Source organism: Paenibacillus sp. FSL H8-0548 (assembly GCF_038630985.1).
In the GTDB taxonomy this organism is placed as follows: Bacteria; Bacillota; Bacilli; order Paenibacillales; family Paenibacillaceae; genus Pristimantibacillus.
This window is the reverse complement of the sequence record NZ_CP152049.1, coordinates 4,295,551-4,310,426: the sequence shown is the minus strand read 5'-3', so window position 1 is coordinate 4,310,426 and position 14,876 is coordinate 4,295,551. Positions and strand designations below refer to the sequence as shown.

The following is a 14,876-nucleotide window of genomic DNA, read 5'->3' as shown; positions in this document are numbered from 1 at the left end:
TTTTTTGAAATAGGAACACAAACCATTTTATCGGCATAAAGCTGCCGTGGAGGTCACATGAAACGTAGATTAGCGAGAGAAATAGCAGTATCATGCTTATACCAAATGGAAATGAATGAGGTTTCTGCATCAGATGCGGTTGATATGCTGATGGAGGAGCTTCGTCAAGAAAATGAAATTGGAGCAGACCCTTCTGAGGTCGGCGGTACGGATGAATTTATACGTGAGCTTGTATTAGGCGTAATGGAGCATAAGCAAGCAATAGACGGCATGCTGCAGCAGTTTTTGACTGGCTGGCATATCGATCGTTTGTCACGTGTAGACCGTCAAGTATTAAGATTGGCTTGTTACGAGATTGTATTCCGTGATGACGTACCCCCTAAAGCAGCGATTAATGAAGCGATCGAGCTTGCTAAACATTTTGGCACAGAGGAATCTGGTAAATTTGTGAATGGCGTGCTTGGGAAGCTGCTTGAAGAGGTTGAAGAGCTCAAATCTTAATTGCTTTTTTAAAGAAATATCATACATTTAATTCAAAGGAGACTGGAGCTATGTGCGCACAAATCATTGAAGGTAAGAAGATATCCGACCTTATCCGTGAGGAAATGATTACGGAAACTGCAGCCTTGAAAGAAAAGGGAGTTATTCCTGGTTTAGCCGTTGTACTTGTAGGAGAGGATCCTGCTTCGAAAGTATATGTCGGTTCTAAGGAAAAGGCGTGTCAGCAGCTTGGAATTTATTCTGAAGTACATCGCCTATCGGCTGAAACGAGCGAAGAAGAATTGCTTGCATTGATCGAACGCTTGAACAATCAAGCTTCAATTAATGGTATTCTTGTTCAATTGCCGCTTCCGAAACATATTAACGAGAAGGCAGTCATTGATGCGATAAGTGTTGCAAAGGATGTTGATGGCTTCCACCCGGAGAGTGTTGGGAATTTGGTCATTGGCGATGATAGTCTCCTTCCATGTACCCCAGCAGGTGTTATTGAGCTCATTAAACGCAGCGGTGTAGATATTTCCGGCAAGCATGCTGTTGTCATCGGCCGAAGCAATATCGTTGGCAAGCCGGTAGCAATGCTGCTGCTTCGCGAGAATGCCACGGTGACGATTTGTCATTCCCGTACAGCTAATATGGAGGAAATTGCAAAACAAGCAGATATACTCGTTGTTGCAATCGGGAAAGCAAAAGCAATCGACAGTAAATTCGTTAAACCTGGCGCCATCGTTATTGATGTAGGCATTAACCGTCTTCCTGATGGAAAGCTCGCTGGCGATGTTGATTTTGATGATTGTTTGGATACGGCAGGCTACATAACGCCTGTACCGGGCGGAGTAGGCCCAATGACCATTACCTTGCTTATGAAGAACACGATTACGGCGGCAAAAAGGGCAAACGGAATCAAGGAGTGATTGCAGGCATGGCGGAGCAGCCTCGGGTTTATTCCATTAAAGAGCTTAATCGTTATATCAAAATGAAAATGGAATCGGATACGCTGCTTTCTGATATTTTACTTCGCGGCGAAATTTCGAATTTCACTCATCACTCCAGCGGACATATGTATTTTACGCTGAAGGATAGCGACAGCAGGATAAAGTCAATCATGTTTGCCTCCTATAACCAGAGGCTTCCATTCATCCCTAAAGAGGGTGCGAAGGTAATTGCCAGAGGTAATATTTCCGTTTATGAGCGTGACGGCAATTATCAGTTTTATGTACAATCCATGCAGCCTGACGGCATTGGCAGCTTATATCTAGCTTTCGAGCAGTTAAAGAGCAAGCTGAGCGCAGAAGGGCTATTTGACCAATCGCGAAAACGTCCAATTCCGCGCTTTCCGCGAGCAATTGGCGTCATTACATCACCGACTGGGGCAGCGGTACGTGATATTATTATTACTCTACAGCGCAGGTATCCTTTAGTACCTGTATATATATATCCTGTGCTCGTTCAAGGGAAACAAGCCGCTCCAGAAATCGTTAAGGCGATTGAAGCAATGAACCGTTTTGGCGAAGCCGACGTATTAATTGTTGGACGCGGCGGCGGCTCGCTTGAAGAGCTGTGGGCGTTTAACGAGGAAGCAGTAGCTAGAAGCATTGCCGAGTCAAAAATACCGATAATTAGCGCGGTAGGCCATGAGACGGATTTTACAATTGCTGACTTTGCTGCCGATTTGCGAGCGGCCACACCTACAGCAGCAGCGGAGCTTGCCGTTCCAAGCATGGCTGAATTGCAGCAACAGCTGCAGCGACAACAGAAGCGGCTCGTACAGGGTATTCGTTATCGAGTTCAGATCGATAAGGATAAGCTTCAGCGGATTCGTCGTTCGCCTTTCTTTTTGCATCCACGCCGATACCTGCTCGATCAAGCCGAACGTCTTGACCGTTTGACAGAGCAGCTGGAACAGCGGACGAAGCAGATTGCGCAGCGCGGACATGCTCGCCTGGCTAAGCTCCAAACCACCATTGCTGGTCATCATCCGGGTGAACGTGCAGTATTCGCTGCGAAAAGGTGGCAGACAGCAAGCAAGCAGCTGGAGACTTCGATGGCTCTTATTTTAAAGGAAAAGAAGAACAGTCTACATAGCTCTATGAGACAGCTCGATGCGTTAAGCCCGTTAAAAGTAATGTCTAGAGGCTATAGTCTCGTTTACGACAAGCAAGAGCGGCAGCTCATTAAATCGATTCACGATGTAAAGCTGGGCGATATCGTTAAGGTGAAGATAGCAGATGGTCAGCTTGACTGTCGTGTAGATTCATTGAGGGGAGATTAAACCGATGGCGGTTAAAAAGGATAGCGAGCTTAATTTTGAGCAAGCAATGGAGCGCCTTGACTCCATAGTTTCGAAGCTTGAGAGTGGTGATGTTCCTCTTGAAGCTGCAATTGAACTTTTTCAAGAAGGCATGATATTGTCAAAGCTATGTGGTGGAAAGCTGGAGCAGGTCGAGCGCAAAATCGAATTATTGATTGAGACGGAGCAAGGCTTTCAGAAAAAAACGTTTGCAGACGTGAACGAGGATAAAGGGGAATAAGCTTGAACGAGAGGCCATCCATAAAAGCATATTTAACGAAATGCTCGGAGCTGACGGAAGCTTCGCTTAAACAATCGCTGCCTAGTACATGGGACGTTCCTTCATTGCTGCGGGAGGCGATGCAATACTCACTCGAAGCAGGAGGCAAGCGTCTAAGACCCGCTTTAGTTCTATCCGCGGCGGAAGCCATATTAGGCAAGCCTGCATTGGATGCTGCGTTGCCAGTGGCTAGCGCGGTTGAGTTTATCCACACGTATTCATTGATCCACGATGATTTGCCTGCTATGGATGATGATGATTTCCGTAGAGGCAAGCCGACGAATCATAAGGTGTTTGGAGAGGCCATGGCGATATTAGCCGGCGATGCACTGCTTACCCATGCTTTTTACCTTATTCCTCAAGCGGCGCGTCTAGGCGGAATTGCTGCTGAAGTAGCGCTTGCTATAGTAGAGGATCTGGCTAAGCTAGCTGGTGCTCCTGGGATGGTTGGCGGGCAGGTAGCAGATATGCTGGGAGAGCAAGGAATAACCTCGGTTGCAGAGCTTGAATATATTCATCTGCACAAAACCAGCGATCTTATCGTTTTTTCGGTTACTGCGGGAGGACGTATTGGAGGGGCAACAGATAAACAGCTAGCGCTGCTTGCTCAATATGGTCGCAACATCGGACTTGCTTTCCAAATTCAAGACGATATATTAGATCTAATTGGGGATGAGCAGAAGCTCGGCAAAAAAACCAATAGTGACGTACAGCAAAATAAAGTAACGTATCCTTTCCTTATCGGAATAGAAGAGAGCAAAGCTCAGGTGGAACGATTAACCCAAGAAGCGAAGTCTGCTGTTCTGGAAGCTGAGCTGCTGGCGCCAGAGAGACTGCTTGAAATTGCGGATTATCTCGTTCAACGCGATCATTGAGAACGTCATGCTTTTTCCATTTTGGTTGGGAAATAAATTTCAGTATGCTATAATGAAAAATATGTAGATGTGTAGATGTACATGGGACGGCAGATAGAAGCTGTCCGCGAAAGCGAGGAAAGCAAATTGCTGCTTGACCAGATTAACGGACCTCAAGACTTGAAGAATCTAACTATAGCTCAATTAGAGCAACTGGCTGGTGAAATTCGTCAGTTTCTTATTGAGAATCTTTCTGTTACAGGCGGTCATCTAGCTCCTAATTTAGGAGTTGTAGAGCTGACTTTAGCTATGCATTATTTATTTAATAGTCCTGAAGATAAGTTTATTTTTGATGTAGGACATCAATCATATGTGCACAAAATTTTAACTGGGCGTAAGGATCGGTTTGATACCCTGCGTAAATACAAGGGCTTATGCGGCTTTGTCAAAAGAGCGGAGAGTGAGCACGATGTCTGGGAAGCCGGACATAGCAGCACCTCCTTATCTGCTGCAATGGGCATGGCGTTAGCACGTGATTTAAAGGGTGAGAGCAACCGTGTCGTTGCTGTTATCGGAGACGGCGCACTTACTGGGGGCATGGCACTCGAAGCGCTTAATCATATCGGTCACGAGAAAAAAGATTTAATCGTTATTTTGAATGATAATGAGATGTCCATTGCGCCGAATGTAGGAGCAATGCATCATTACTTAGGAAAAATACGCACAGACCGTCATTATCATAAGGCTAAGGAAGAGCTTCAGCAATTGCTGAATAAAATACCCGCCATTGGCGGAAAGCTTGCCAAGACGGCTGAGCGCTTTAAGGATAGCTTGAAATACTTACTTGTAAGCGGGATTTTGTTCGAGCAGTTTGGACTTACTTATCTTGGACCTGTAGATGGTCATGATATTGAGCAAATGCTTGATATTATGCGTCAAGCAGACGCTATGCCGGGTCCTGTGCTTGTACATGTTCTAACTGTCAAGGGCAAGGGTTATTCACCAGCTGAGGCAGATTCTTTCAAATGGCATGGCATTACTCCATACAAAATTGAGTCTGGACAGGTGCTCAAGGCAGTAGGCCCGCCGATGTATACAGATGTGTTTGGTCAAATGCTGATTGAGCTGGCTGAGAAGGATGAGCGAATTGTTGCTGTTACTCCTGCTATGCCGGGCGGATCTGGTTTGCTGCCATTCGCAGCTAAATTTCCGAATCGAATGATTGATGTTGGAATTGCTGAGCAGCATGCGGCTACGATGTCAGGAGCGCTTGCTTTGGAAGGCATGAAACCGGTTTTTGCAGTCTATTCCACTTTCTTGCAGCGGGCGTATGATCAGGTTGTTCATGACATTTGCCGTCAGAACCTCAACGTGATTTTTGCGATTGACCGTGCAGGCTTTGTAGGACCAGATGGCGAGACTCATCATGGCGTTTACGATATTTCGTTTTTGAGACATATACCTAATTTGGTTATTATGATGCCAAAAGATGAGAATGAGCTCAGAAAGATGCTCAAAACTGCTGTGGATTACAATGATGGTCCGATTGCTGTTCGCTATTCGAGAATCGCTGGCTTAGGCGTAGAAATGGAAGCTAGCCCTGAGGCTCTTCCCATTGGCAGCTGGGAGACGGTTCGAGAAGGTGATTCAGGCGTGATTTTAGCGATTGGTCCAATGCTTCAGGTGGCTGAAGAAGCTGCTGAGCTGCTTAAGCGAGACGGCTCGAATATTCAAATCGTTAATGCTCGGTTTATTAAACCGCTCGACGAGAAGATGCTGCTGACGCTCGCTGCGGAAGGCAAAAATATCATTGTGCTGGAGGAAGGTGCTGAGCTCGGTGGTTTAGGGAGCGCAGTGCTGGAGTTCTATTCGTTGAAAGGCATTTATGGCTTGTCTGTTCGTATTATAGGTGTTCCAGATGTTTTCGTGGAGCATGGCACCATAAATGAACAAAGAAAAGAAATTGGTTTAACTGCAGAGAGAGTAGCTAATGAAATGCGAACGATGCAGCAGCCAAGACGAATGAAGCGAGTTACTGGAAAACAGTAATGCTAAGGGAGAAAGATGACAACAACTGCAAAAGAACGAATTGATGTGCTTCTAGTGGAGCGCGGCTTTTATGAAAGCAGAGAAAAAGCAAAAGCGGCCTTGATGGCGGGACTTGTACTCGTAAATGACGAGCCGGTGGATAAAAGCGGGATGAAAGTAGCTCGTACTGCGGATATTAAGGTAAAGGGTGCTTTGCATCCTTATGTTAGCCGTGGCGGTTTAAAGCTGGAGAAAGCAATTCGGAATTTCGGCATTGAGCTCAACGGCCGAGTGATGCTTGACATCGGCGCATCAACCGGAGGTTTTACGGATTGTGCTCTACAGAATGGTGCTGCTTATGTTTATGCCATTGATGTTGGTTATAATCAGCTGGACTGGTCTCTTAGGCAGGATGAGCGTGTACATGTCATGGAGCGTACCAATTTCCGTTATACACAGCCGACTGATTTGATAGGACCGCCTCCAACTTTTGCTTCTATTGATGTATCCTTTATATCGTTAAAGCTTATTTTGCCTGCATTATCTCAATTATTATCGGTTGGTTCTGGCATTGTAGCTTTAATTAAGCCGCAATTCGAGGCTGGGCGTGAGAAGGTTGGCAAATCGGGTGTCGTACGCGATTCCAACGTTCACAAAGATGTTCTGCGTACAGTACTGACCGCTGCTGCTGAGATCGGCTACAGACTGCAGGATGTTACTTTCTCGCCGATTACAGGCGGGGAAGGCAATATTGAGTTTTTGGCTTATTGGACTTGGTCCGCAGAGCCAAATACAGCCATTCCTGATGATGCTGCATTAGCTGGATTAGTTAAGCAAGCGAGTGAGACTTTTACCGCTAATAAATAAATTGAAGATGTCGTGCAGATTTAATGCTGCCGACATCTTTTTTTTACTTTACAGCGACCTGCTGTATTTGATAAACTGTACAAAAGCAAACAAACGTTCGGTATCGGATTAAAACAGGAAAATGCCCCCAGCATCGCGAACGATTAAAGATATGATCATTCGTAGATGGGGGATGCTTATGGGAATGTACGGTGATTGGTTTATTATGCTGCTGGCTGGCTGCTTGCTCGTCATATGGCTGTTCAGGATGTTTTATCGTTGGCTGCACGAGCCTGCAGGCGTGAATCGTCTTAAACTCGGCAAAGGCGGCATCCTAGCTCCAGATGATGAGAATATCGTACTGCTGGAGCAGGCGGGATATACTGTTCGTTCAGGAAAGCATTTGGTGCCGATTCCAATCCAGTTGGATGGAGTGCCGCTTGGAAAGGGAAGTCGGTTATATATTGATTACATTGCGGAAATGGATAATTGTACGTTTATTGTGAAAACAGCACGGGAGCGGAAGCCAATGGATTGGACGGCAAGCGGAGTTAGAGAACGCTTGCTTGTGTATTCACTGCTCTTGCCTGAATGTGATGGAATATTGTTCGTTGATGCAAGAGATAAGGTCATACGTAAAATTACGTTTCACATCGCAGACCATTAACTCATGGAGGTTTTATATATGAAGGGCATTCGCCAATTTAAAATCAAGGAGATTATTACGAATCGAGCGATTGAGACGCAGGAGGAGCTAGTTGAAGCCCTTCGTGAGTCAGGGATGCAGGTTACACAGGCAACGGTTTCTCGTGATATGAAGGAACTAATGCTAATTAAAGTACCTTCAGGCGAGGGGAATTATAAATATTCGCTGCCTCAGGATCATCAACGCCAAAATCCAATTCACAAGCTGAAGCGTGCTTTGCTTGATCACTTTGTACATATTGATTTTACGGACAACCTTGTTGTAATGAAGTGTCTGCCAGGCTCAGCGAATGCAATAGGGGCATTGGTTGACAATATGGAGTGGTCAGAGATAATGGGTACCATTTGCGGTGATGACACCATACTGATGATTTGTCGAACCAAGAAGCAGAGCGGGGACATTGTAGAACGTTTGCTTGAACTTTTGAATTAAGGAGTGATTATGCCATGCTGCGTGAGTTGTCTATTCGGAATTTAGCGGTAATTGAAGAAGTGAACGTTAATTTTCATCATGGATTCCATGTGTTGACAGGAGAAACAGGAGCAGGTAAATCTATTTTAATTGATGCACTCAGCTTACTGGTTGGCGGTAGAGGCTCCGCAGATATGGTACGGTACGGCTGTGACAAGGCTGAGATGGAGGCTATGTTCGACTTGCCAAGCAATCACCCTGTTTGGCTCGTTTTGAGCAAGCTTGGTGTACATGCCAATTCCGATGAGATGCTGGTCATTAGACGAGAGTTGTCATCGCACGGGAAGAGCAGCAGTCGAGTGAATGGACAGCTCGTTACGATGACGATGCTTAGGGAGATTGGCGAATGCCTGGTCAACATTCATGGACAGCATGAGCATCAATCCTTGCTGCGTACAGAGCAGCATTTGGAATGGCTGGATCTTTTCGCAGGAGATTTATTAATTGAGCGCAAACAAAATTATCGTCAACTTTTCGGCCAACTGCAGCGTGTGAGAACTTCTCTTCGGGAGCTGGAAAACTCAACCAGGCATAATGTTCAAATGCTGGATTTGTATCGTTTTCAGATTGAGGAAATAACGAATGCGCAGCTTAAGCCATTAGAGGATGAATTACTAGCTGAACAGAGACGCAAGCTAATGTATGCAGGAAAAAGAATGGATGGCGTATCTGAAGCTTATTCCTTGCTTTACGGAGGGAAAGGGCTGGATATGGTGAGCAAAGCAGTAGCCAAGCTGATCGATATTCAAACCTATGATGCACAAAAATTAAATCCGCTGCTGGAGCAGCTTCAATCCGCGTTTTATCAAGCGGAGGATGCTGCTTTCCAGCTCCGTGACTACCGCGACAGTATTGAATCAGATCCTAATGAGCTTTCGCAGGTGGAGGATCGACTTGATTTAATTCATAGCTTGAAACGCAAATACGGGGAATCAATCGAAGAAATTCTATCCTATTTGGAACGCACGATTATCGATCGAGATAAAATTGAAAATCGTGACCAAATGCTGGAAGAGCTTCATCGAGAAGAAGCTCAATTATATGAGCAAGCGTTAATATTTGCGAAAGAATTATCTCATTTGCGCGAGCATGCAGCTACGAAGCTGTCTGAGTCGATTGAGAAAGAGCTTAGCCAGCTTCAAATGCCATCGGCAAAATTCCGTGTTCAAATTGATACAACCTATACAGGGACAGTGGGAAATAAGGACATTCGATTGCATGTTAATGGAATGAATGAAGCGGTTTTTATGCTTTCCACAAATCATGGAGAGCCGCTCAAGCCCCTTAATAAAATTGCTTCTGGAGGAGAAATGTCGCGCATTATGCTTGCTCTGAAAAGTATTTTCGCAGAAATTGATCAAGTGCCTGTATTGATTTTCGATGAGGTAGATACAGGAGTCAGCGGTCGTGCAGCACAAGCAATTGCAGAGAAAATGTCGCAGCTGGCAAAGAAATGCCAAGTTTTCTCAATCACTCATCTTCCTCAGGTTGCTTGTATGGCTGACCATCATTATGAAATTCGCAAACAGGTTATTGGATCACGAACCTCAACTTCAGTTGATGAGCTTGTTGGAAAGACACGAATTGACGAGCTGGCCCGAATGCTTGGCGGCGTTGAGATCACTGACAAAACTAGGAATCATGCACAAGAAATGCTTGATTTAGCGCATCGACAGAAAGGGGCGTAATGGAAGCCAATTAGGGAATCTTTTTGTGGACATAAAACGACTGGGTGAGGGTAACTTAAAGGTACGCCAATGGCGACTTTGCCTTCTACGTCATGCGATGGAAATACAGGGAGCGTGAAATCATTGAACTCCAATCAAAGGAAGCGATGGTTTGGCCTAGTTCTCGTTATCTTCATTTGCATGATCGGAAGCTCCACCCCGTTTCAACACTTTGCCGCAATCCCGAATGAACTTCGTTTATTCTCCGGGCAACTGAAACGATTGCATTACGGAGTGCCCGTTCATGCTGAAGTAACGGTCGATCCTCAGATGCTTCAGGTTAATGGAACCACAAGTCATTCTTTATCCGTAAATTTGAACGAGCCACTGTCACTGCAGTCAATCCAAAGCGGTCAAACGAAGATGAAAGTGAAATTATTTGGTAAAATTCCTTTCAAAACGGTTAAAGTTAATGTTGTACCGGATTTGCGTGTTATACCAGGGGGACAGACCATCGGAGTTAAAGTTAAATCCTCAGGCATTCTGGTTGTAGGGCATCATCAGGTCGCAGGTACCGATGGTATGAAGCAATCACCTGGAGAAGCTGCTGGACTCCGCCTGGGCGATTTGATTGTTAAGATCAATGGTACTAACATTAATCAGGTCCACAGGGTTGCAGAGCTAAGTGAGAGGTCTGGCAATGACAAGAAGCCTCTAGAAATTACTTTTAAGCGAGATGGTCAATTAAGCAAGACGCAGCTTAGTCCTGTTTTCGATGCACAGGATAAAGCTTGGCGGCTAGGACTGTACATTAGAGACTCGGCAGCAGGTGTTGGCACGTTAACCTTTTATGCCCCTGATCAAGGCGTATATGGAGCGCTGGGACATGTTATAACAGATATGGATACGCAAACGCCGATTGAAGTAGGCGAAGGTCAAATCTTACAATCCAGTGTAACCTCCATTAACAAAAGCCAAAATGGTGAGCCGGGAGAAAAAAGAGCACATTTTGTGAAGGAAAGTAAAATATTAGGAAATGTTGAGCGTAATACTCCGTTTGGCATTTTCGGCAAAATGAATGAAGTTCCTACTCATACCTACAGTGAAAAAGCATTACCCGTAGCCTTTGCCGAAGATGTCAAAGAAGGTCCTGCGGAAATTTTAACTGTTGTAAACGGACAAAAGGTTGAACGCTTTGATATCGAAATCGTTCATGTAACCAAGCAATCCGGTCCAGCCACTAAAGGAATGGTTATCAAGATTATTGATAAACGATTACTGAGCAAGACAGGCGGTATTGTTCAAGGGATGTCTGGAAGTCCAATTATTCAGGATGGTAAGCTTGTTGGTGCCGTCACTCATGTATTTGTAAATGATCCTTCCTCTGGATATGGCTGCTTTATTGAGTGGATGCTGCAGGACGCGGGAGTATTGCTCAAGTCGGCAATTAGAGAGGCTGCATAGCGAAAGAAGTTAAACATCTGCTTAAGCTGAGCTCAGCTTAAGCAGATGTTTTTTTGAAAATATAGGAAAGTATAGCATCTCGCCATACTATCTCTATATTTCTCCGGAATGAAACGCGCCATCGCCATAAGGACTGCTACAGCCGTTTCACCTTGTTATTGGCAAAAAATAAAAAACGCATGAAACGAAAAAACAGCAATGAATTTTGTCGAACAAGAATGAAACTTATCGTTACATGTAACAAATTTTTAATTATATCGAAACTTCGTAAATAAATAAAGAAAAATAATTTTCGACAGAAGGAAATCATCTTCACATGTCGAAAACTTTAAGCAGACAACTAGTGAGCGAAATCATGAATATCAATTAAGGGAGGCCCACAACTTGCATAAAATCGAAGTTTTATTGGCAGATGACAACCGTGAATTTACAAACCTGTTATCGGAATACATATCCGAACAAAGTGATATGAGTGTAAGTGGAGTCGCGTATAATGGGGAAGAGGTTTTAAGACATTTGGAGGAAGCAAGAGACGTTCCAGATGTACTTATCCTTGATATTATTATGCCTCATTTGGATGGGTTAGGTGTTCTTGAGCGTTTGAAGGAAATGAATATTTCTCCAATGCCTAAAATTATTATGCTGACCGCCTTCGGTCAAGAAAATATTACGCAAAAAGCAGTACAGCTCGGAGCTTCATATTATATTTTAAAGCCGTTTGATATGGATATTCTGGCGAATCGTATTCGTCAGCTTGTTGGCAGTCCAACTTACTCATCTTCTGGCAGCTTTACGACAAGCTCATCGACGCTCAAATCAAATGTTGTTCCGATTGCAAAAGGCAAAAACCTCGATGCGAATATTACAAGCATCATTCATGAAATTGGCGTACCTGCCCACATTAAAGGGTATCAATATTTACGTGAAGCAATTACGATGGTTTACAATAATATCGAAATTCTTGGTGCAATTACTAAAACGCTTTATCCAGCTATTGCTGAAAAATTCAAAACGACGCCATCTCGCGTTGAACGCGCGATCCGTCACGCGATAGAGGTCGCATGGACACGCGGCAACATTGACAGCATCAGCCACTTGTTTGGCTATACGATCAACATCAGCAAATCGAAACCAACGAATTCAGAGTTCATCGCGATGGTGGCTGATAAGCTGAGGATTGAGCATAAGGTTAGCTAAATGGCGTAGTGGTGAGGGTTTACGGTGATTGCAGCCAGAACAATTATGGCGGTAAATATCTGAAATCATCGATTCTAAGCCGATAAACGGCTGTGTATCATACCAACTAATACCGTTATTTATTGGGTTTACCACAAACCCAATAAATAACGGTATTTTTTATTGTTTAGGAAACTATGCATTCTCCGAACCTGTTGATAACGATGCTGTGCCAGCAGCCGGAGAGCGGATAACGAAAGCTAACGGAAGCCAGAGACGCTAAAGTTGCATATTGGGTTAGCGTCACATTTTAACGGAACAGGGAGACGCTATTCCGCAGAAATGAAGCGAAATCGGGCATGTAGGGTACAAATAGAGGCGCGTATTTCCGTTAGAATCTTGAAACGAAAAATAAAGGCGATTTAGCGTCTGTGGTTTCCGTTAGACGTGTGAGCTGACGCGACCGCGATTTCCAATCATCCGTAAGGGTGATTTTGTTCTTGTTTAGGAGTAACTATGCATTCTCTGAACCTGTTGATCATGATGCTGCGGCAGCAGCCAGTGAGCGGATAACGAAAGCTAACGGAAGCCAGAGACGCTAAAGTTGCATATTGGGTTAGCGTCACATTTTAACGGAACAGGGAGACGCTATTCCGCAGAAATGAAGCGAGATCGGGCATGTAGGGTACAAATAGAGGCCTGTGCTTCCGTTAGAATCTTGAAACGAAAAATAAAGGCGATTTAGCGTCTGTGGTTCCGTTAGAAGTGTGAGCTGACGCGACCGCGATTTCCAATCATCCGTAAGGGTGATTTTTTTATTGTTTAGGAAATTATGCGATGCTAAAAAATGTGGATAATCGAGTCGAAAAAATAAATAGGGGGGGATCGTTATGGAGAAGCGAGAAACATGGAAGAAACGAGGGATCGTGAAACAGATCTTGAAGGATCATTTTCATGGGTTTTGGGAACTTCATGCGAATCTATTCCCGGAAGAACTGCAGAAAGCGATACCGGAAGCCGTAAACAAGGCAACGCGATGCGGCACGAAGGATATGGGTTACGCGAGATATGAATGTATGGGTTGTACGGAGGGAAAACCGGAACCGGTCATTATCTGTTTTACTTGTAAGAGTCGGTTTTGTCATGGATGCGGAAAGAAATACACCGATGACTGGGCAGAAAAGCAACAGGAGCGAATCCTGAATGTCCCCCATCGTCATACCGTGTTTACGGTACCAAAAGAGTTGAGGAAATACTTCTTTGAGGATCGGAGTCGTTTGAACGAGCTTAGTAAAGAAGTGGCGAAGGTCATCCAATATTACTATCGGCGTAAAAATAAGAGCAAACAGTATGACGTGGGCGTCATTACGGTCATTCATACGTTTGGAAGGGATCTAAAGTTTAATCCGCATATTCATGCCCTGGTTACGGAAGGTGCGTTAGATTGCCATAAGCAGTGGAAGAGTGTGGAGTATATTTCTTTTACCTACTTGAGAAAGTCATGGCAGAAGCTACTTATGGATTTAATGTTGAAGTGGCATCCTGGCGATGCGAAGGTAAAAACGTTGGTAAACCAACTGTACAGTCGGTACAAGCATGGATTTTATGTCAACGCAGAACAACGAATGAAGGATGCCCGTGGAGCGGCCAAGTATATTGGACGTTATCTGGCTCGTCCGGCAATCGCAGAGTATCGCATTATAAAGTATGACTACCATACGGTACATTACTGGTACGAAGATCATCAGACAGGAAAGAGGATCGATGTCGTAGCCCCTGTCATGAAATTCATTTATGCCCTGGTGCAACATATCCCGCCGAAGCATTTTCGAATGGTAGGCAGGTATGGCCTGTACAGCAGAAGTAAGAATAAGGAGTCGCAAAAGATCGTTAACTTATGGCGGTACATGGTCCATAAACAGATTGAAATGACGTTCCCGCCGAAGGAAAAGAGAAGAAAGACGTACCGTCAGCGGATGTTGGAGACTTATGAACGGGATCCGATCGCCTGTCCCTGCTGCAAACAAACCATGTTGCTTGTGGTTATTTGGCATGCAGACTATGGGCGAATTTATTATTATGATGAGGAAAGTGAACGAGCGTATAAGAAGAAATGGGGGGTTCGGGCTAATGAACGAAAGGAAAGGCAAGAAACAGGATAGCGAAAAGGAAGAAGCTGTTGAACTATTTTCCTTTGATGATGAGGAGGAAGAAGTCTTTATCGATTATGTTTGCGTAGATTGCGGATGTTTAGATCCTGTGCCTGATTTCATCGTAGGAGAGTGTTCTTATGAATTAGGACCTGAGGAGAGTCCTGTGTTCGTATGCCCGGAGTGTAACGGAGACTTGGTGAGGAAGAAAGAGCCGGCGGAGAAGTAACCGTCGGCTAGTACGTAAATTCACCGTAGGTGATTTTGTTCTGAAAATATAGGAAAGTATAAGTTCTACATGTATAAAGAAAAGCAATACCAGTAAAAAAATCAACGAATTTCAGCAACCATGTGGAAAGCATTTTGTCTGAGGTTGTTATATTATATAGGCAGTCCCAATGGCTTTGACTCATTTGACAGCGTTTACTTGAATGCTGTGTGAGAGG

14 protein-coding genes are annotated in these 14,876 nt (G+C 44.5%); all 14 read left to right on the top strand.

What is annotated here, in order from left to right; translation table 11 throughout:
• Positions 1-57: 57 nt before the first annotated feature.
• On the top strand, positions 58-501 hold the full coding sequence (gene nusB / locus MHI37_RS18750) for a transcription antitermination factor NusB (protein WP_076336857.1): 444 nt from the start codon (positions 58-60) through the stop codon (positions 499-501).
• Between the two features lie 50 nt (positions 502-551).
• Positions 552-1,412, top strand: a complete 861-nt coding sequence (folD, locus tag MHI37_RS18745; protein ID WP_076336858.1) for a bifunctional methylenetetrahydrofolate dehydrogenase/methenyltetrahydrofolate cyclohydrolase FolD — start codon at positions 552-554, stop codon at positions 1,410-1,412.
• Between the two features lie 8 nt (positions 1,413-1,420).
• Complete coding sequence (gene xseA, locus MHI37_RS18740) at positions 1,421-2,770, top strand: exodeoxyribonuclease VII large subunit (RefSeq protein WP_076336859.1); 1,350 nt, start codon at positions 1,421-1,423, stop codon at positions 2,768-2,770.
• A 4-nt stretch (positions 2,771-2,774) separates the two neighbouring features.
• Positions 2,775-3,029: an exodeoxyribonuclease VII small subunit gene (gene xseB, locus MHI37_RS18735; RefSeq protein WP_076336860.1), complete on the top strand. Its 255-nt coding sequence runs from the start codon at positions 2,775-2,777 to the stop codon at positions 3,027-3,029.
• A gap of 2 nt (positions 3,030-3,031) precedes the next feature.
• A complete protein-coding gene (locus MHI37_RS18730; protein ID WP_076336861.1) occupies positions 3,032-3,943 on the top strand; it encodes a polyprenyl synthetase family protein in 912 nt (303 codons plus the stop codon).
• 81 nt (positions 3,944-4,024) lie between these two features.
• The gene (gene dxs, locus MHI37_RS18725; RefSeq protein WP_076336862.1) at positions 4,025-5,971 is read left to right on the top strand and encodes a 1-deoxy-D-xylulose-5-phosphate synthase; all 1,947 of its coding nucleotides are present in this window, start codon (positions 4,025-4,027) and stop codon (positions 5,969-5,971) included.
• 15 nt (positions 5,972-5,986) lie between these two features.
• Positions 5,987-6,817 carry a TlyA family RNA methyltransferase gene (locus MHI37_RS18720; RefSeq protein WP_076336863.1) on the top strand — a complete coding sequence of 277 codons (831 nt, stop codon included), beginning with the start codon at positions 5,987-5,989 and terminating at the stop codon, positions 6,815-6,817.
• 178 nt (positions 6,818-6,995) lie between these two features.
• On the top strand, positions 6,996-7,463 hold the full coding sequence (locus MHI37_RS18715; RefSeq protein ID WP_076336864.1) for a hypothetical protein: 468 nt from the start codon (positions 6,996-6,998) through the stop codon (positions 7,461-7,463).
• An 18-nt stretch (positions 7,464-7,481) separates the two neighbouring features.
• Positions 7,482-7,934 carry a transcriptional regulator ArgR gene (argR, locus tag MHI37_RS18710; RefSeq protein ID WP_076336865.1) on the top strand — a complete coding sequence of 151 codons (453 nt, stop codon included), beginning with the start codon at positions 7,482-7,484 and terminating at the stop codon, positions 7,932-7,934.
• A 14-nt stretch (positions 7,935-7,948) separates the two neighbouring features.
• A complete protein-coding gene (gene recN / locus MHI37_RS18705) occupies positions 7,949-9,661 on the top strand; it encodes a DNA repair protein RecN (protein ID WP_076336866.1) in 1,713 nt (570 codons plus the stop codon).
• Positions 9,662-9,784: 123 nt separating this feature from the next.
• The gene (gene spoIVB, locus MHI37_RS18700; RefSeq protein ID WP_179090207.1) at positions 9,785-11,104 is read left to right on the top strand and encodes a SpoIVB peptidase; all 1,320 of its coding nucleotides are present in this window, start codon (positions 9,785-9,787) and stop codon (positions 11,102-11,104) included.
• A gap of 384 nt (positions 11,105-11,488) precedes the next feature.
• Positions 11,489-12,301, top strand: coding sequence for a sporulation transcription factor Spo0A (gene spo0A, locus MHI37_RS18695; RefSeq protein ID WP_076336868.1), 813 nt, complete (start codon positions 11,489-11,491; stop codon positions 12,299-12,301).
• Between the two features lie 869 nt (positions 12,302-13,170).
• The gene (locus tag MHI37_RS18690) at positions 13,171-14,442 is read left to right on the top strand and encodes a transposase (protein ID WP_342556499.1); all 1,272 of its coding nucleotides are present in this window, start codon (positions 13,171-13,173) and stop codon (positions 14,440-14,442) included.
• Positions 14,411-14,659, top strand: a complete 249-nt coding sequence (locus tag MHI37_RS18685) for a hypothetical protein (RefSeq protein ID WP_076334765.1) — start codon at positions 14,411-14,413, stop codon at positions 14,657-14,659. Before MHI37_RS18690 ends, MHI37_RS18685 begins: the two co-directional genes overlap by 32 nt.
• The last annotated feature ends 217 nt before the right edge of the window (positions 14,660-14,876 follow it).

Bases quoted from the DNA above. Each gene is read 5' to 3' on its own strand.
- nusB (WP_076336857.1), top strand. From the start codon at position 58: ATGAAACGTAGATTAGCGAGAGAAATAGCAGTATCATGCTTATACCAA.
- folD (WP_076336858.1), top strand. From the start codon at position 552: ATGTGCGCACAAATCATTGAAGGTAAGAAGATATCCGACCTTATCCGT.
- xseA (WP_076336859.1), top strand. From the start codon at position 1,421: ATGGCGGAGCAGCCTCGGGTTTATTCCATTAAAGAGCTTAATCGTTAT.
- xseB (WP_076336860.1), top strand. From the start codon at position 2,775: ATGGCGGTTAAAAAGGATAGCGAGCTTAATTTTGAGCAAGCAATGGAG.
- dxs (WP_076336862.1), top strand. From the start codon at position 4,025: ATGGGACGGCAGATAGAAGCTGTCCGCGAAAGCGAGGAAAGCAAATTG.
- MHI37_RS18720 (WP_076336863.1), top strand. From the start codon at position 5,987: ATGACAACAACTGCAAAAGAACGAATTGATGTGCTTCTAGTGGAGCGC.
- MHI37_RS18715 (WP_076336864.1), top strand. From the start codon at position 6,996: ATGGGAATGTACGGTGATTGGTTTATTATGCTGCTGGCTGGCTGCTTG.
- argR (WP_076336865.1), top strand. From the start codon at position 7,482: ATGAAGGGCATTCGCCAATTTAAAATCAAGGAGATTATTACGAATCGA.
- recN (WP_076336866.1), top strand. From the start codon at position 7,949: ATGCTGCGTGAGTTGTCTATTCGGAATTTAGCGGTAATTGAAGAAGTG.
- MHI37_RS18690 (WP_342556499.1), top strand. From the start codon at position 13,171: ATGGAGAAGCGAGAAACATGGAAGAAACGAGGGATCGTGAAACAGATC.
- MHI37_RS18685 (WP_076334765.1), top strand. From the start codon at position 14,411: ATGAACGAAAGGAAAGGCAAGAAACAGGATAGCGAAAAGGAAGAAGCT.